This window comes from Bacillus multifaciens, from assembly GCF_030756675.1.
Taxonomy (GTDB): Bacteria; Bacillota; Bacilli; order Bacillales; family Bacillaceae_G; genus Bacillus_A; species Bacillus_A multifaciens.
In genome coordinates, this window is record NZ_JAVBXD010000007.1 from 18,999 (window position 1) to 37,663 (window position 18,665).

Consider the following 18,665-nt stretch of genomic DNA (forward strand, 5'->3'; position numbering starts at 1 on the left):
TGTCCACATTATAAATTGCAATGAAAGGCGTGATCGCACAATGGAACTATGGTTCACGGAAAAACAAACAAAGCATTTTGGAATTACAGCGCGTATTAACCGCACTTTACATACGGAGCAAACAGAATTTCAAAAGCTTGATATGGTTGAAACGGAAGAATTCGGTAACATGCTTATTTTAGATGGCATGGTTATGACAACGCAAAAGGATGAGTTCGTATATCACGAAATGGTAGCGCACGTACCATTATTTACACATCCAAACCCTGAAAACGTTTTAGTTGTTGGCGGCGGTGATGGCGGTGTTATTCGTGAAGTATTAAAACACCCAAGCGTGAAAAAAGCGACACTTGTTGAAATCGATGGAAAAGTAATCGAGTACTCTAAAAAGTACTTACCAGAAATTGCTGGTGAATTAGAAAACCCACGCGTAGATGTAAAAGTAGGCGATGGCTTTATGCACATTGCTGAAAGTGAAAATGAGTATGACGTAATTATGGTTGATTCTACTGAGCCAGTAGGCCCAGCTGTAAACCTATTTACAAAAGGATTCTATGCTGGAATCTCTAAAGCGTTAAAAGAAGACGGTATTTTCGTAGCGCAAACGGACAACCCTTGGTTCACACCGGAATTAATTTCAAACGTGTTTAAAGACGTAAAAGAAATTTTCCCAATTACGCGTCTATACACAGCTAACATTCCGACATACCCAAGTGGACTTTGGACATTCACAATCGGATCTAAGAAGCATGATCCATTAGAAGTAAGTGAAGAGCGTTTCCACGAAATCGAAACGAAGTATTACACAAAAGAACTTCATAAAGCAGCATTTGCATTACCGAAATTCGTTGGGGATTTAATTAAGTAAGAAAAGCGGAAGCGGCTTGTTCAGAATGGGAGGGGGATGGAGCTCCTGACAAAGAGGCGCTTTTTGCCTCGGAGGAAGGCGCGAAGCCACCGAGCATTCTAGCCGCTGGAGCTAGACAAGAAAAGCGGAGCCGGCTATTCAGGCCTGCTGGTTAAGGGTCTTTCCCACAGAAGGAGTTTCTTCCTTCTCGCGGGGAAGAACGTGGTAAATCGATAAAGAGGAGCAAATAGCTCCAAATTTGAGACAAAATGAAAGGTTGGGATACCTTAAGTTCCAGATAGGAGGAAAAGAATATGCGTTTTGATGAAGCTTATTCAGGTAAAGTATTTATTAATAGTCATCCAAGTTTTGAAGATGCTGAAGCGGTTATTTATGGGATGCCAATGGATTGGACAGTAAGTTACCGTCCTGGTTCTCGTTTTGGCCCAGCACGTATTCGTGAAGTATCAATTGGATTAGAAGAGTATAGTCCATATTTAGATCGTGAATTAGAGGAAGTTAAATATTTTGATGCGGGTGATATTCCGCTTCCTTTCGGTAATGCCCAGCGCAGCTTAGACATGATCGAAGAATATGTAACAAAACTATTAGATGCTGGTAAGTTTCCGCTAGGTCTTGGTGGTGAGCATTTAGTGTCTTGGCCAATTTTTAAGGCGATGGCCAAAAAATATCCGGATTTAGCGATCATTCATATGGATGCTCATACAGATTTACGTGAGTCTTATGAAGGTGAGCCGTTATCTCACTCTACACCAATTCGTAAAGTATGCGATTTAATTGGCCCAGAAAACGTATATTCTTTCGGGATTCGTTCTGGTATGAAAGAAGAATTCGAGTGGGCAAAAGAAGTTGGTATGAACTTATACAAATTTGATGTATTAGAACCATTAAAGAAAGTATTGCCAACACTTGCAGGACGCCCAGTCTATGTCACAATTGACATAGACGTATTAGACCCAGCTCATGCTCCTGGTACAGGAACGTTAGAAGCTGGCGGTATTACATCAAAAGAACTATTAGATTCCATTGTTGCAATTGCAAATTCAAATATAAACGTAGTTGGAGCAGACTTAGTTGAAGTAGCTCCTGTATACGATCACAGTGATCAAACACCAATCGCAGCAAGTAAATTTGTGCGCGAAATGTTACTTGGATGGGTGCAAAAATAAAAGCGGAGCCGACTGTTAAGGCCTGGTGGCTAAGGTTCTTTCCCGCAAAAAGTGCTTTTTACTTTTTAGCGGGGAAGGTTCTTAGACTCGAGGGCCTAGGAGGCGTAGCTGGATAAAAAAAGGCTATTTCGAATTTATTCGAGATAGCCTTTTTTTATCGGAAAATACATGATTTAACTTTCCTTACAATGATGTAAGAAAAGTGTAAGGAAAATCGATAGAGACTATCTTTTATAAATTTTATACTGAGGATAATAATAAGGAAGCGTTATGTAAGAGGTGAAAAGCTTGATGCGTATGATATTAAAAGTTGGAGCGATATTTGCTATTTTATGCGGGGCAGGAGCCTTTTATTTACAAACGAAAACAGAAGGTGTGCAAGCTTTTGTAGATAACTTTTTTTCAAGTAAGGAAGTAAAGGCATGTTATGCTGTGACAAATCAAGGTGAGAAAAAAGGAGATCGGTATTTGTACGCCTTTACTGCTTATGATGGGGAAGGAAATAAGCAAGTTGTGAAAAAAATGATAAACCGTGAACTGCGACGTGGAGAATATTTGAAAATCTATGCAAAAGGTAGTCAAGGTCAAGGATGGGCTGAATTACAAGAGAATGAAGTGCCGGCAAATGTACTAGAAAAATTGAGGAAATAATGGAACCCGAGCTTTATAATAAACTTGGGTTCCTATTATTTCACAAGAGTGATGGTTAATTAGGAAAGAAAAATTTATAAATTGTGTTGCAAATATAGCTTTCAGCAGACAGACACCATTGTTTTTTGATATGATAGAAAGAGTGTTTTATTTTTAGAAAAGCGGAAGTGGCTTGTTTAAAAGGAAGGCGTGAAGCCATCGAACATTTTGGCCACTGAAGCTTAGATAATGCTATATCTATAATATTTTGAAAGGTGTGCAAGACGTGGAGAAGCAACTTGCAGGCTTACCAGTACAGGTTCACTTTGTAACGGAAATTCGTGAAGGAACGCGAAAGGAAACTATTGCTTTTGATGCAAATGGTCTATACTATGTAAAAGGTCAAAGTACATATGTAACGTTTCAAGAGCCGAACGAACAAGGCGAAGTGAAGACAATTATTAAAATCCAAGATGATCAAGTTCTCATTATGCGTTCCGGTGCTGTTTCGATGCGCCAAACTCATAAAAAAGGTGAGTGGACAACAGGAACGTATACAAGTGAGCTTGGAACGTTTGCGTTGCAAACAAAAACGGATAACGTCCTTTTTAAATGGTCGGAAGAAAAGAAAAAGGGACAACTCTTTCTAACGTATGCATTGCTTCTAAGTGAACAAGAAGCAGGCCGATATACAGTTACCATTAATCTTAAGGAGGCACAATAATGAACTCTTTAGAACAAGTAAAAGAACTCATTAAAGAGGAAATTAAAGCTGCTGTAGTAAAAGCAGAATTAGCAACAGAAGAACAAATTACAAACGTTATATTAGAAACACCGAAAGATAAAGCAAATGGCGATTTCTCTACAAATACGGCAATGCAACTTGCACGTGTAGCGAAAAAAGCACCTCGTATGATTGCAGAAGAATTAGTTGCAAATTTTGATAAAGCAAAAGCTTCTATTGAAAAAATCGAAATTGCTGGCCCTGGTTTCATTAACTTCTATATGGATAACAGCTATTTAACAGATTTAATTCCTACAATTATTACAGCTGGCGAAGCATATGGTGAAACAAGCACAGGTAAGGGAGAAAAAGTACAAGTTGAGTTCGTCTCTGCAAACCCAACAGGTGATTTGCACTTAGGTCATGCACGTGGTGCGGCAGTTGGTGATACGCTATGTAACGTATTAGCAAAAGCTGGCTACGATGTATCTCGTGAATATTATATTAACGATGCAGGTAATCAAATTCATAACTTAGCGCTTTCTGTTGAAGCTCGTTACATGCAAGCGTTAGGTTTAGAAAAAGAAATGCCAGAAGACGGTTACCACGGTGCTGATATTATCGGAATTGGTAAGCACCTTGCAGAAGAATTCGGTGATCGTTACGTGCATGTAGATGCAGCAGAAAGCTATGAGTTCTATCGTCAGTACGGTTTAAAATATGAATTAGAAAAGCTTCAAAAGGACTTAGAAAGTTTCCGTGTGAATTTTGACGTTTGGTATTCTGAAACATCATTATATAAAAACGGTAAAATTGACGAAGCTCTTGCAGTATTAAAAGAGCGCGGTGAAGTGTTTGAAGAAGAGGGCGCAACATGGTTCCGTTCTACAACTTACGGCGATGATAAAGACCGTGTATTAATTAAAAACGATGGTTCTTACACATACTTAACGCCAGATATTGCGTATCACCGTGATAAATTAGAGCGTGGTTTTGATAAATTAATCAACATTTGGGGTGCTGACCACCACGGTTATATTCCTCGTATGAAAGCAGCAATTCAAGCGCTTGGATACGATAAAGATACATTAGAAGTAGAAATCATCCAAATGGTACAACTATACCAAAACGGTGAGAAAGTAAAAATGAGTAAACGTACAGGTAAAGCTGTTACACTTCGTGAGCTTATGGAAGAAGTAGGCGTGGATGCAATGCGTTACTTCTTTGCGATGCGCAGCGGTGACTCTCATTTAGACTTTGATATGGACTTAGCGGTATCAAAATCAAATGAAAACCCTGTATACTATGCACAATACGCACATGCACGCGTATGCAGTATTCTTCGTCAAGGTGAAGAGCTTGGTTTAACTGCAGGCGGCGATGTGAACTACAAACTAGTTGCTTCTGAGAAAGAAGTAGACTTATTAAAGAAACTTGGTGAATTCCCAGCAGCGGTTGCAGAAGCAGCACAAAAACGTCTGCCGCACCGTATTACAAGCTATGCATTTGATTTAGCAGCAGCGCTTCATAGCTTCTACAATGCAGAAAAAGTATTAAACCAAGATAACTTAGAATTAAGTAAAGCTCGTTATGATTTAATGCGTGCAGTACGTATTACACTTCAAAATGCATTAGCATTAGTTGGAGTATCTGCACCAGAGAAGATGTAATGAAGAAAATATCTGATCAGTCGATAGACTGATCAGATATTAAAATAAGAAAATTGAAAAGTCATGAGGAAACATCTTACAGATAGTTTGATGTTGAAAAACCATCCCTGGGAAATCGTTTTCAGTTTTTTGTTCTAGATATATATGTGCCGGCAAATGTGTTCTATTTCCGAAACAAGAATAGGAAATATTGCTTTATTGTAATTATTTTAGAATAATAGGCTTTGGAAATAGTTTCTGTTTAAGAGGGGTTGTTAGGAAATGACCTAATTGTTGTAATTTATGTTGTTACAACTAAGTCGCATATTTAAAATAATACTTCATCTAATCAAGTGTCTAAGCGATTAGCAAGTAACTAGGGGTTACATGTCTAAAGTATGCAAATAAAAAATGATGGAAGAACCCTCTCACTGTTTAGGTAGGTGAGGGCATTTAGCCATGCATAGAGGTGGATAAGTTTTTTTCTTGCCACATGCAAAGATAAAAATAAAGGTAGAAAGCGCGAACGCAGATCATGTTTTGTTCTGCATAACAACGACTTATATGTTGATAAATCGAAAGGAATCTATATAGTACGTGCGGTACAATTTAGTTTTTCATCATTTGATAAGGGTAATGAAAAAATATAAATCTTTCAAATTTGATATTATCATTAATTATGGGTATATGTCAATATCTCAATTCTTGGATTTGTGTCTTTTTAGAAAAACTAATGTATATAAGTTCACTTTCATTCTTCGACATAGAACCCATTAGGCGAAGTGCTTTTTCTCAATGTACATTTATATACTCCAAAAATGAAAAGATCGACATTTGTATTTCTGTATGATGCATATGAACTCGGTCGACAATTACAATCTTTTTTATTACCTCAAATTTCTAATGTATTCAGATTTGGAGGATATGACTATTATCCGTATAGATAAGTAATAAATACTTCGTCCAGAGCATTTTTACATCATATAGCGCTGAGGTTGAAATACTGCCTGTTTTCTTGCCAGTTTGTTTCGGTGTGCAGATCGGTTTTGTATATTAAACATAAGGTGTTTTAACATATGACCGATTTCAGTTCGATCCCTGATTATAGAAAACCTTCAATGAAGTTTTTTCGCACACGAATGTACTAGCACGTTTCAAGGATGTGCTTGTTTCGACGCTATTCTTCTTTAGGAGAATCATTATAGAAGTTGGCCAAATATATATTTGTTGCGAAACAGCTTGTCCATATTGCCCACATTAGATTTTTTACGTACTTAGCATTTTACGATGGATATGAAGAAGTTTTGCAATCTCTACCACATAATATCCTTGCATAATAAGACGAATGATTATGATAGATCCTTTTAAAAGTTATTCTATCGTTCGTCCATTCCTTTATTTGTTCTTGTTAAATAGTACAAATCAGCTATTTCTCCGTTTAGACATATTGAAAAAATCAGATGAGTTTATATAGAAGTAACATTTTGAGTTTCAAAGTAATAGAAGGGGTGAAGAAAGAGAAAAAGATAACAATAGTTATTCAATATATATAATGAAACAATTCAATGACATTGAGTAATAGAGTCTTTGTTATTGCCTCTTCACCCCAAAATTTATCTATATTGTAATTTAGAGGGGGGTTACCGCAAGGCATGCATTTAAAAAGAATCACTTCGATTTTCTCAATTATAATGATTTTTATGTTTACTATAGGCCAGAGTTTAATGCCTATAATCGTAAATGCACAAGAGTTAAATACATCAGGACTTGTGGATAGTTTTCAGATTGGTAAAACAAATCTACAGACCACCGAACGAACTAAAGTAACTGTAAACTTCAGTGAAAAAAATGGTCTTAGGCTGAAGCCAGGAGACACATTAACATTAACACTGCCTCCAGAATTAAAAGGATTAGATAAAACGTTTCCTTTAGATGATTATGGTACTTGTAAAGCCACTGCAGGTACTGTTGTATGTACATTTAATGATAAAGTGAATACACATCAAAGTATTAAAGGGTATTTAAACTTTTACGTGGAAGCCGCTAATGTAGGAATGGATCAAAAGAAGGAGATTGAAACCAATTTCGGTACAAATGTAAATAAGCAAACTGTAACGATTACCGGTCCAACCAGTGGTGGTGGTACAGATCCTGGAAAGCCACCGTTTTTTTATAAAACTGGTGATATGAACTCAGGTAAGGACGATGAAGTGCGTTGGTTCTTGAATATAAACTTAAATAAAGAAGAGTTAAGTCGCGATATTGTTGTGACTGATAATTTACAGGAAGGTCAAACACTTAATAAGGATAGTTTCTATATAATTATTGATGATTATCTAGGTCGTAGAAGCTTATCGCTAACAGAGTTTGAACAGAAGCGTTATGGAAAAATTACCTTTACTGGTGAAAACTCATTTCAAGTTTTGCTTTATAGGGATAAAGCGCGTCTTGCCTCCTTTACGATTGGTTATACATCTACTATAACGGAAGCTGGAAAGAAGCAAGATTATTTTAAGAATGATTATACGATTGATTACCAAGTTTATAACAAAGACACAGTTACTGAATCAGGTAGTTACCAAGTTGAAAATATGACAGCTGGTGGTGGCGCTAGCGGGGATTTACCTTCAAAAGGAACGCTAAAAATTGTTAAGCACCTTGAAGGAAATAAAGACAAAGTAATCCCGAATGTTTCATTTAAGTTGTATAAAGAGTCGGGTGAACAAGTTGGGGATCAGTATACAACAGATGAAAAAGGTATTATCGAAATCAAGGATTTACTACCAGGGAAATATTATGTGCAAGAAGTTTCAGCGCCAAACTATATTGATTTTGACCCGCAGACAAAAGTAGCGTTTGAAGTGAAAGCAGATGCTGTAAACGGAATTGAATTACCGATTTCGAATAAAGTGAAAACTACATCTGTTGCAGGAACGAAGACTTGGAAGGATAACAACGCAATAAATCGTCCAAAAACGATCAAAGTAGACTTACTACAAAACGGCACAGTGATTGCGACGCAAGAAGCAAGCGAAGCAACAGGCTGGAAGTATGAATTTAAAGATTTAACAGTATATAATACAGATGGTAAAGAGTATAAGTATGAAGTAAAAGAACAGCCAGTAAACGGATATGAATCCAAAGTGAATGGTTATGACATTACAAATACAAAAGTAGGCAAGACAAAAGTAGAAGGAACAAAAATTTGGAAGGATAACGACGCGACAGATCGTCCAATCAAAGTCCAAGTAGAGTTATTCCGAAACGGTGAAAAGATTGACACGAAAGAAGTAACAGCAATAAACAATTGGAAGTACACATTTGACAATCTAGAAGCGTACGATGCGAATGGAGTCGCATACAAGTATGAAGTGAAAGAAAAGCCAGTACCAGGATACAAATCCGAAGTAAACGGTTATGACATTACAAATACAAAAGTAGGCAAGACAAAAGTAGAAGGAACAAAAACTTGGAAGGATAACAATACAACAAATCGTCCAAGTACAATCAAAGTCAATTTACTACAAAACGGCACGGTAATTGACACGAAAGAAGTAACAGCAATAAACAATTGGAAGTACACATTTGACAATCTAGAAGCGTACGATGCAGAAGGCAAAACATATAAGTATGAAGTGAAAGAAGAACCGATAGATGGATATCAATCTGAAGTAAACGGTTATGACATCACAAATACAAAGGTTGGTCAAACAAGAGTAGAAGGAATAAAAACTTGGAATGACAACAATGCAACAGATCGTCCAAGTACAATCAAAGTAGATTTACTACAAAACGATACGGTAATTGACACGAAAGAAGTAAGTGCAGCAACAAATTGGAAGTACACGTTTGACAATCTACCAGCCTATGATGCAAATGGCAAAGCATATAAGTATGAAGTGAAAGAACAACCAGTACCAGGATATGAATCTAAAGTAAACGGTTATGACATCACGAATACAAAAGTAGGAAAAGTAATAGTAGAAGGAACAAAGACTTGGAAGGATAACAATGCGACAGATCGTCCAAGTACAATTCAGGTAGACTTGTACCAAAATGGTACGTTTCTACTTACACAATATGTGACGGCAGCGGGTGATTGGAAGTACACATTCGTAGATTTACCAGCTTATGATGCAAACGGAAAAGCCTACACGTATACAGTGAAAGAGAAACCAGTACCAGGATATGAATCTAAAGTGAATGGTTATGACATCACAAATACAAAAGTAGGAAAAACAAAAGTAGAAGGAACAAAGACTTGGAAGGATAACAACGCAACAGATCGTCCAAGTTCAATCCAAGTAGAATTACTCCGAAATGGAGAATCGGTTGACACAAAAGAAGTAACAGCGTCAACTAATTGGAAATATACGTTTGACAATCTAGAAGCGTACGATGCGAACGGAGTAGCGTACAAGTACGAAGTGAAAGAGAAACCAGTAGCAGGATATGAATCTAAAGTGAATGGTTATGACATCACAAATACAAAAGTAGGAAAAACAAAAGTAGAAGGAACAAAGACCTGGAAGGATAACAACGCAACAGATCGTCCAAGTTCAATCCAGGTAGAGTTACACCGAAACGGTGAAAAGATTGACACGAAAGAAGTAACCGCAGCAGATGGCTGGAAATACACATTCGACAATCTAGAAGCGTACGATGCGAATGGAGTAGCATACAAGTATGAAGTGAAAGAAAAGCCAGTAGCGGGATATGAATCTAAAGTGAATGGTTATGACATTACAAACACAAAAGTAGGAAAAACGGCAGTAGAAGGAACGAAGACGTGGAAAGACGATAATGCGAAAGATCGTCCGGCAATGATCAAAGTGGATCTACTACAAAACGGTAAAGTAATCGCAACACAAGAAGTAACAGCGGAAAAAGGTTGGAAATATGCATTTAAAGATTTAGCAGCTTATGATGCGAATGGAGTAGCATACAAGTATGAAGTGAAAGAGCAACCAGTAGACGGATACAAATCCGAAGTGAAAGGTTATGACATCACAAATACAAAAGTAGGCGAGACAAAAGTAGAAGGAACGAAGACATGGAAAGACGATAATGCAAAAGATCGTCCAAGCATGATTAAAGTTGACCTATTACAAAACGGCAAGGTAATCGCGATGAAAGAAGTAAGCGAAGCAACTAGCTGGAAATATGCATTTACAGATTTAGCAGCATATGATGTTGACGGAAAAGCATATAAGTATGAAGTAAAAGAACAACCGGTAGACGGATATCAATCCGAAGTAAACGGTTATGACATTACGAATACAAAGATTCCGGAATGGACAGATGAAGATCCAAAAGATCCAAACAAAGGTCCAAACGTAGATCCAAAAGATCTAAACACAAATACAGACACAAATAGTGATCCAAAAGATCCAAACAAAGGTTCAAACGTAGATCCAAAAGTTCCATCTAATAAAGAAAACGATAAGACGACAGTATTACTTCCTAAAACAGGAGGAGCACCAGCGGAGATGATTTCAATTGTTGGCGGTATGGTATTGTTCGTTATAGGTGGAATTTTATTCGCTCGTCAACGAATTAAACAATAAACAACTTTAGATGATTATTGATCGCCCCTTTTGGGAATCATTCAAAAAACTTCATGGACAGATGAAGAAAAGAATGAACCCTAAAGGGGTTTTTTCTATGTTGAAAACTTTTCTAAATGAAATCAGCGCACCCGGGTTGAGTACCTGGGCGCGCTGATTTCGTTTTTTATGACAGGGATTAAATTGCTATAATCCCTGTGTTTTTTGCTTATCCCGCTATTCGTGGGCAGTAAGACCACCACCTCAAAATCGAGAGAGAAACGTTGTCCAGCTCTAGCGGCTAGAATCTCCGGTCGTTTCGCCCCCCACTGATGGAAGTTTCACTTTATAGCTCTGTTAAAATAATCGGTTCACCGCGAGTTACAACGATTGTATGCTCGCACTGTGCAACTAGGCTTTTATCTGGTGTGACAAATGTCCAGCCATCATCGCCGCGTTCGATAATATGATCTGCCCTCATAGATACGAATGGCTCTACTGCTAAGACAAGTCCGTCTTTTAAGAGAGCATTATCCATTGGATCGAAATAGTTTAAGATATGATTTGGTGCTTCGTGTAAGCTAAGACCAATGCCATGTCCCGTTAAATTTTGAATGACTGTATAGCCATGTTTACGAGCATCATTGGCAACTGCACGGCCAATTTGGTTTTGTTTTGCACCAGCTTTTATTTTTTTCATAGCTGCCCAAAATGCACTTTCAGCAGCAGCGCAAAGTTTTTCTTTTGCTTCGTCTTGCCCAAGAACAAATGAAATACCTGTATCTGCATAGTAACCATCGAGTGCCGCAGATACGTCGACGTTTACTAAGTCGCCTTCTTTTAGAACACGGTCTCCTGGGATGCCGTGCGCAACCTCTTCATTGACGCTAATGCAAGTTGTACCTGGAAAATCATATTCTTTTTCAGGTGCAGAAATTGCACCGTGCTCATCTAATACTTTTTTACCGATTAAATCAAGCTCTTTTGTTGTCATACCTGGCTTTGCTTGTTTTTTCATTTCCTCGCGTGCAAGCGCAACGATGCGGCCAATTTTTCGTAAGCCTTCTAAATCTTGTTCATTGCGAATAATCATGAAAACCACTGTCCTTCCTCGAATGTACATCTTACATGATTGTATCATGTTTATTTTTGTCCTGCTACTGACCTAAGAAGTCACTCATTTCAAGATTTCATGACATTTGTCATATTCATGTCATGACGTCTCGTACTGTTTTCCAACTTTTCCAATTTATACAATATAAATATAAGAACGTCGGAGGTGGAGAAATGAAACAAGTAATTGAAGTAAATGGTGTTTCAAAAACATTTAAACATAAAAAAGCAGTAAATAACGTTTCATTTACAGTAGCGAAAGGGGAAATCGTTGCATTACTTGGACCGAACGGAGCTGGTAAAACGACAACTATTTCGATGATGCTCGGATTAAGGGATCCCTCGGAAGGAGAAATTTCAATCTTCGGTAAGAGCCCAAAACACCGAGATGCTCGCAATCGCCTTGGAGCAATGCTGCAAGAAGTGAGCGTCATTGATAGTGTGTCAGTAGAAGAAGCGATTGATTTGTTTCGTAGTTATTATACGAATCCGATTGCAAAAGAAACATTACTTCAGCTGTCCAATTTAGCATCAGAAAGAAAAGAGCGATGCGAAAAGCTATCGGGCGGTCAAAAAAGACGTTTAAATTTTGCACTCGCACTTGCTGGGAATCCTGATTTGCTTTTCTTAGATGAACCAACAGTAGGGATGGACATTACATCTAGAAAAAGCTTTTGGGATACAATTCGAAAATTAGCGGATGAAGGAAAAACAATCATTTTAACAACACATTATTTAGAAGAAGCGGATGCATTAGCAGATCGAATTTTATTATTTGGTAACGGCAAAATCATTGCTGATGGCACGCCGGATGAAATGAAAGCGACGATTTCTCAAAAAACAATTTCGTTTTATGTAAAAGAGGAATTGCCAAAGGGTATGCTTCGCAGCTTACCTCACGTTACAAGTGTTCAGTGGCATGAAAAACGTGTGGTGCTAACAACAGATGATACGGATGCTACGCTTCGAGAAATTTTTCATAGAAACTTGCCTGTTATGGATATCGCTGTTGAGCGCGGTAGCTTGGATGAAGCTTTTGAACAATTTGTCGCAAATCAGAAGGAGGAAATCGCATGAGAGCGTTTTGGATGCAATGTAAAATAGAAATATTACGTACGTTTCGCAATAAATTATTTATCTTTTTCTCATTACTAATGCCGGTGATGTTTTACTATATTTTCACCAATGTCGTATCAACACCAGGAAACGGTGATGCATGGAAAGCGCACTATTTAATTTCGATGGCTACGTTTAGTATTGTAGGATCAGCACTTTTTGGCTTTGGTGGTCGGTTATCCCAAGAAAAAGGGCAGGGCTGGACACAGCTTTTACAAATTACACCGCTGCCAGAAGGCGTGTATTTATTTGCGAAAATTGGTGCTCAAACGGTTGTAAATGCTTTTTCAATTGCAGTTATTTTCATCGCAGGTATATTAATAAATCATGTAGATTTAACGATTGGACAGTGGATTGGCGCTGGATTATGGTTATTAATAGGTGTGACACCATTTCTAGCAATTGGAACGATTATTGGTGCGATTAAGAAGACAGATGCTGCCATGGGCCTTGCGAACATGTTAAATATGTGTTTAGCCATTCTTGGCGGATTATGGATGCCAATAGAAATACTCCCAAAGGTGTTAAGAAGTATTGGTGAATGGACACCGACATATCATTTCGGAAGCGGCGCTTGGGATATTGTCGCAGGTAAAGCAATCAGTTTGGAAAATGTTGTGGTATTAGGAGGTTATTTTATCGCTTTTGTTGTACTATCAATATATATAAGAAAAAGACAGGAAGCGGTATAACATGGTTGAAAAGAAGCAGTTTGAAATCTTTCCAAAACATATGGGGCTTTTCCCTTATATATGGCTCGTATACTTGTTGTTTCCTCTTTACAGCTTTATGGGGCAATCAGGGTGGAAATTGATATTAGGAGGCGGTATGCTTGTCCTCTTTGTTATCGCATACCGCCAGCTTTATTTTGTGCCAAATAATTTTGTTATGTGGGCCTGCATTCAACTTGTAATTACATTCTTATTTAGTACGTATTATAACCCATATATGATTTTCTTTGGATTTTATACAGCAAATGCAATGGGATTTGCACCGACAAAAAAACAATTTCGCTTGTTGTTTTTCCTTTTGATTACAATGATTGGTTCGTTTATGTTGGTGAACATGCGCGAGTTTACAAACACGTCTGCTATAACTGCAATTCCGATGTTTATTTTAATGATTGTTACACCTTTTGGCATGCGGAATTTTAACCAGAAAAAAGTATTAAGAACACAATTAAGTGAAGCGAATGAACAAATCCGTGATTTAGTGAAGCGCGAAGAACGCCAGCGTATTGCACGAGATTTACATGATACGTTAGGACATACGTTATCGCTTATTACGTTAAAAAGTCAGCTTGTTGAGAAGCTTATCGTGAAAAATCCGGAACGCGCTTGTCTAGAAGCGAAGGAAATTACGCAAACATCTAGAACAGCGTTAAAACAATTGCGGGAATTAATTTCTGATATGCGGATGATTACTGTCGAAGAAGAGCTAGAGCAAGTAAAGGTGATTCTTCAAGCTGCTAGCATATCGCTTGAGGTGCAGCAGGAGACAAGTACGAATGTATTATCACCGCTAGAGCAAAACATTGTCGGAATGTGTTTACGTGAAGCGGTGACAAATGTTGTGAAGCATAGTAAAGCAACAGAGTGCACGATTACATTATTTGAAGAACAAGGGAAATTGATCGTGCAAGTAAAGGATAATGGTATTGGATTACAAAAAAATCACGATGGGAATGGTATTCTTGGTATGAGAGAGCGATTGGCTCTGATTGATGGAATGCTTAAATTAAATGATGTTCATAATGGAACGATGTTAACGATACATGTTCCAATTGTCATAAGAACGGGGAAAGAGGGTGCGCGTGCATGATTCGAATCATTATTGCAGAAGATCAGCGTATGCTTCGCGGAGCATTAGGAGCTTTACTGGACTTAGAGGATGACATTGAAGTCGTTGGGCAAGCAGAAAACGGAGAAGAGGCTTTAAAGCTAATTGAAACATTACAGCCGGATATTGGTATTATGGACATTGAAATGCCGATTCAAAGCGGTCTCGATGTTGCTGAAACGTTACGGAAACAGCAATCACCCTGCAGAGTTATGATTTTAACAACATTTGCTCGTCCTGGTTATTTTGAGCGCGCAATGAAAGCAAATGTGCAGGGATATTTATTAAAAGATAGCCCGAGTGAAGATCTTGCAGCGGCAATTCGTAATGTGATGAATGGAAAACGAGAAATTTCTCCTGAGCTTATGTTTGGGCTTTGGCAAGAACAAAATCCATTAACAGATAGGGAAAAGGAAGTTCTTCTATTAGCGAAAGAAGGAAAGACGACAAATGAAATCGCCAAAACGCTGTATCTTTCATCTGGAACCGTGCGAAATTATATTTCGGATGTTCTAACGAAGCTAGATGCAAAAAATCGGATTGAGGCGATTGGGATTGCCGAAGAAAAAGGCTGGATATGAAAAAAGATGTTTACCAATGTGAATCGGTAAACATCTTTTTTTACCATTTTTTCTTGGAATAATATTTCACCATTCATTAAATCAATAATTGCGTGATCACTAACGATTTGATCATTATTTTCATATATAAATGTAATAACATCAGCGTATGTGTAGTTGCCGTCTGCCTTTTTATAAATGACAGTTTCACTAGTGAACTCTTTTTCTAGCGCATCGTTTAGAATTTGAAGAGCGCTTCGTAAGGAAGTTTTTACTTCATTTTTCGACAAAAAATTTGTTATAGTAAGATTAGGTTGTTGTGCTAAATTTTGGACAATCTTGCCGCTGACAGTTGTAATTACTCCATTTTTATCTACTTTTACAATTAAGTCTTGGCCGTATACTTTGTAGCTTTATAAGTTTGGGTAAGACGTACTTTTGTTTGATTTTCTTTTGTTTTGTTTCTTTATTTGTCAGTTGGAAATCAACATTTTTTTCAGTGGTAACTTGTTCTTGTTGTGCCTTTGCCCCTTGTACTTGGTTTTTATCAATTTTTTGCGTATGAATTACTTCAGTTGATAAAGAAAGGAACAGACCGAAAGTAAGAAGGGCACAAGTCATTTTTTATAATTCATCTCTAATACTCCTAATCTTGTATTTGTATGAGATGAATTGTAAGGGGAAATTGCTGAATTCTATATAAATTATGCGATATTTCGTATCGAAATTTGTCGAAATGGCATTATTGTAGTGGTATGGCCATTTTTTTACTAAATTGCTATAAATGGGATGGTGGACGAATATGCACGCGCAAAAACTAGGAGCCGAAATTAAAAAGATTCGAGCAATGAGAGGTTTAACACAAAAGCAGTTATCTGATAACATATGTCATCAATCTGAGGTAAGTAGAATTGAATCAGGAGTAGTATATCCAAGTATGGATATATTGCAAGGAATTGCGGCGAAGCTACAAGTACCAATTATTCATTTTTATGAAGTACTGGCTTATTCCGATATTGAACGAAAAAAACAATTTATGAGCCATATTAAAGTGCTATGTAAACAAAAGAAATATGAAGAAATTTATAAAAAGGTATGGGATGAATTAAAGAAAGAGGAAGATCATCCAGAGTTTCAACAGTTTCTTCTTTGGCACCATCACTTATCAGCGTACGTGTTAAAAAAAGTAAATTATGAATACTGCATTTTGGAATTGAAAAAATTAATAAATCATCAATTAGTAGGTATCGATGTGTTTCAAAATTTATATATCGAAAATTCAATTGCAAATATTTATGCGGAAAATGGACATATTCAAAAAAGCCTCGAACTTTATCAAGATATTTTAAAACAGTTAGAGTCACTACATAGTAACGAGGAATTTGCGATAAAAGTTGGCTATAATTATGCTAAGACATTGTATTCAGATGAACAGTATGAACGAGCTCTTTATCAAGTTAAAGCAGCCATTGAAACATCATGCAGTATTGGTAACATGACACTTATTGGGCAATTATTTTATCAAAAAGGAGAATGTCTGGAACAGCTAGGGCATCCAGAAGATGATAGTAGAATTGCTTACGAAAAAGCGCTTTTCTTTTTTGAACTGTTAGACTTATACGCTTATAAAAATACGCTTTTAAATAAACTGAATGTTTAACTAGGTAAAAAATGGGTATGCACAATTGCATGTTTTATGGGTAAAATTTCATGTTATATTAGAAAAAAGACATAGGGGGAATGGAATATGAAGAAAATTCTTGTTGGAAGTTTATTAACATTAGCAATGCTAGCTGGTATTTCATTTGGCGGTACATTAGTAGATCAAAATCAAGCAGTAACAAATCATAGTGATGTAGTACAATTAGCTTCAGATTTACCATATGAGCATTAAGATATAAAAACAACCGTCTAATCAAGGCGGTTGTTTCTTTTTTAGGTTTTATTCCCCGAATAGAGTCCCCTACTCATTGAAAGAGTACTAAATCTTGATTCAATTGTTTCCATCTTGTAAAGGTCATTGTTTTTGCAGGAGAACAGTTCACAATGTAAGTTTCACTTTATAGAAAAAAAGAAAGTAACGTTCCAATCCATTCTTTTCCTTTATCCAAAAGGGATAGAGAAGAAACATCGTCCATAGAAAGTAAAACGGAAGATTCTAAATCTTGATCGATTTCTTTCTTCACTTGTTCTAAAAATGGTGAGCCATATAATATACAATTAATTTCATGGTTAATATATAAGCTTCGCTTATCAAAATTTGCTGTTCCAATATCACAAATATAGCCATCTACCATTACAATTTTCGCGTGAAAAAATCCATCTAGAAATTCGTAAATATGACAGCCTGCTTGAATAAGCTTCCGGCAATATGGAAGTTTTGCTTCGCGAACGAATGGATGATCTGCTTTTTTAGGTACGAGTATCGTGATACGAACGCCTCTTTTGTGAGCGCGCAGCAATGCGTTCGTTAGTTTTTTGCTAGGAATAAAATAGGGTGTACCAATATACAGCTCTTTCGTTGCCTTTTCAATGAGATCGAGAAAAGTTTGTTGTAAATATGCGCCGTCGGTCGGTATGAACTGATGAGAAGTTTCACCTTTTTTTAGTATTGGAAAATAATAATTTTCGTGCAATAAGTCTTCATTTGTATCATCGCGCCAATCGTGTAGAAACTGCGTTTGCAAATCTTGCACACCCTCTTCGGTAAGACGGAGATGATAGTCACGCCAAGCCCCTAGTTCTTTGTTGTGTCCTAAATATTCTTCCCCGATGTTGAAGCCTCCGATGTACCCGATTTTTCCATCGATAATTGTAATTTTTCTATGGTTTCTTTGGTTAACAGAGAAAAAGAGAAAGGGAAGGCGAATTTTATGACAAAATGAAAAGTGCACACCGCGCTCCTTTAATTTATGGATCATTTGTTTTGACAAATGATGACTGCCGATTCGGTCAAGAAGAAGGCGAACTTCAATACCTTGCTCTGCTTTTTCCATTAAAAGCTGTAAAAAGGTATGGCTAATCTCATCATTTTTTACGATAAAAAACAAAATATGTATATGATGTTTAGCGTGTTGTATATCAGTAAATAGTTCCTTATATAATGTTTGTCCGTATGTATACAGTTTAAAATTACTATGGCGTATAGGAAAGGAACGTGGTTTAAGGCTGTTTAAATGGATTTTTCTTCCGCATATAAAGTCGAAAGTTGCCCACAGTAAGAGAAAGATAAGGACGAGAAATAAAAAGCTCATGTAATCATTCCCCCCTCTATATTCATTTTTATCCCGCTATTCGGGAGATTGATTTAACTAACATCAATGAGAAATGAAAAAACCTACTGCTGAAAGTGTCGCTTTATAGTTTCACCGAAATAAAAAGCTTTATGAAAAAATATATTGTTGTATAACAAAAAACTGTTGACTGAATGCTCACTCATCATATAATGGGA

At 37.0% G+C, this 18,665-nt stretch carries 14 protein-coding genes and 1 pseudogene; 12 read left to right on the plus strand and 3 right to left on the minus strand.

Features of this window, described 5'->3' with window-relative positions:
• The first annotated feature begins 40 nt into the window (after positions 1-40).
• From speE to Q9306_RS06830, 6 genes are all read left to right on the plus strand, one after another.
• Positions 41-868 (plus strand): polyamine aminopropyltransferase, encoded by an 828-nt coding sequence (gene speE / locus Q9306_RS06805; RefSeq protein WP_035434078.1) that lies wholly within the window; start codon positions 41-43, stop codon positions 866-868.
• Between the two features lie 293 nt (positions 869-1,161).
• Positions 1,162-2,037, plus strand: coding sequence for an agmatinase (speB, locus tag Q9306_RS06810; protein ID WP_098310063.1), 876 nt, complete (start codon positions 1,162-1,164; stop codon positions 2,035-2,037).
• Between the two features lie 291 nt (positions 2,038-2,328).
• Positions 2,329-2,688, plus strand: coding sequence for a YxeA family protein (locus Q9306_RS06815; protein ID WP_306196603.1), 360 nt, complete (start codon positions 2,329-2,331; stop codon positions 2,686-2,688).
• Between the two features lie 265 nt (positions 2,689-2,953).
• Positions 2,954-3,391 carry a YwiB family protein gene (locus Q9306_RS06820; RefSeq protein WP_306196606.1) on the plus strand — a complete coding sequence of 146 codons (438 nt, stop codon included), beginning with the start codon at positions 2,954-2,956 and terminating at the stop codon, positions 3,389-3,391.
• Positions 3,391-5,061, plus strand: a complete 1,671-nt coding sequence (gene argS, locus Q9306_RS06825; RefSeq protein ID WP_306196608.1) for an arginine--tRNA ligase — start codon at positions 3,391-3,393, stop codon at positions 5,059-5,061. Before Q9306_RS06820 ends, argS begins: the two co-directional genes overlap by 1 nt.
• A gap of 1,631 nt (positions 5,062-6,692) precedes the next feature.
• Positions 6,693-10,607, plus strand: a complete 3,915-nt coding sequence (locus tag Q9306_RS06830; protein WP_306196610.1) for a Cna B-type domain-containing protein — start codon at positions 6,693-6,695, stop codon at positions 10,605-10,607.
• Between the two features lie 325 nt (positions 10,608-10,932).
• Here the strand turns inward: Q9306_RS06830 and map are convergent, their stop codons facing one another.
• Entirely contained in the window at positions 10,933-11,727 is a 795-nt protein-coding gene (map, locus tag Q9306_RS06835; protein WP_306196613.1) for a type I methionyl aminopeptidase, read from the minus strand.
• A gap of 146 nt (positions 11,728-11,873) precedes the next feature.
• Between map and Q9306_RS06840 the strand changes: the two genes are divergently transcribed.
• From Q9306_RS06840 to Q9306_RS06855, 4 genes are read left to right on the plus strand one after another with little or no spacing between them, the layout of a single operon-like run.
• On the plus strand, positions 11,874-12,776 hold the full coding sequence (locus tag Q9306_RS06840) for an ABC transporter ATP-binding protein (RefSeq protein ID WP_306196614.1): 903 nt from the start codon (positions 11,874-11,876) through the stop codon (positions 12,774-12,776).
• Positions 12,773-13,507: an ABC transporter permease gene (locus Q9306_RS06845; protein WP_306196616.1), complete on the plus strand. Its 735-nt coding sequence runs from the start codon at positions 12,773-12,775 to the stop codon at positions 13,505-13,507. The genes Q9306_RS06840 and Q9306_RS06845 overlap by 4 nt, the downstream gene beginning before the upstream one ends.
• Before the next feature lies 1 nt (position 13,508).
• Positions 13,509-14,636, plus strand: a complete 1,128-nt coding sequence (locus Q9306_RS06850; protein ID WP_306196618.1) for a sensor histidine kinase — start codon at positions 13,509-13,511, stop codon at positions 14,634-14,636.
• On the plus strand, positions 14,633-15,235 hold the full coding sequence (locus Q9306_RS06855) for a response regulator transcription factor (RefSeq protein ID WP_306196620.1): 603 nt from the start codon (positions 14,633-14,635) through the stop codon (positions 15,233-15,235). Before Q9306_RS06850 ends, Q9306_RS06855 begins: the two co-directional genes overlap by 4 nt.
• Before the next feature lie 38 nt (positions 15,236-15,273).
• Here Q9306_RS06855 and Q9306_RS06860 read toward each other — a convergent pair.
• Positions 15,274-15,835 (minus strand): annotated as a pseudogene (locus tag Q9306_RS06860) (M4 family metallopeptidase); the annotation flags it as partial.
• A gap of 181 nt (positions 15,836-16,016) precedes the next feature.
• On the opposite strand from Q9306_RS06860, the gene Q9306_RS06865 reads away from it, so the two are divergent.
• Both Q9306_RS06865 and Q9306_RS06870 read left to right on the plus strand, forming a co-directional pair.
• Positions 16,017-16,874, plus strand: coding sequence for a helix-turn-helix domain-containing protein (locus Q9306_RS06865; protein WP_306196622.1), 858 nt, complete (start codon positions 16,017-16,019; stop codon positions 16,872-16,874).
• An 87-nt stretch (positions 16,875-16,961) separates the two neighbouring features.
• Positions 16,962-17,108 (plus strand): quorum-sensing peptide PapR, encoded by a 147-nt coding sequence (locus tag Q9306_RS06870; protein WP_306196624.1) that lies wholly within the window; start codon positions 16,962-16,964, stop codon positions 17,106-17,108.
• 166 nt (positions 17,109-17,274) lie between these two features.
• Here the strand turns inward: Q9306_RS06870 and cls are convergent, their stop codons facing one another.
• Positions 17,275-18,468 carry a cardiolipin synthase gene (gene cls, locus Q9306_RS06875; RefSeq protein ID WP_306196626.1) on the minus strand — a complete coding sequence of 398 codons (1,194 nt, stop codon included), beginning with the start codon at positions 18,466-18,468 and terminating at the stop codon, positions 17,275-17,277.
• Positions 18,469-18,665 lie beyond the last annotated feature (197 nt).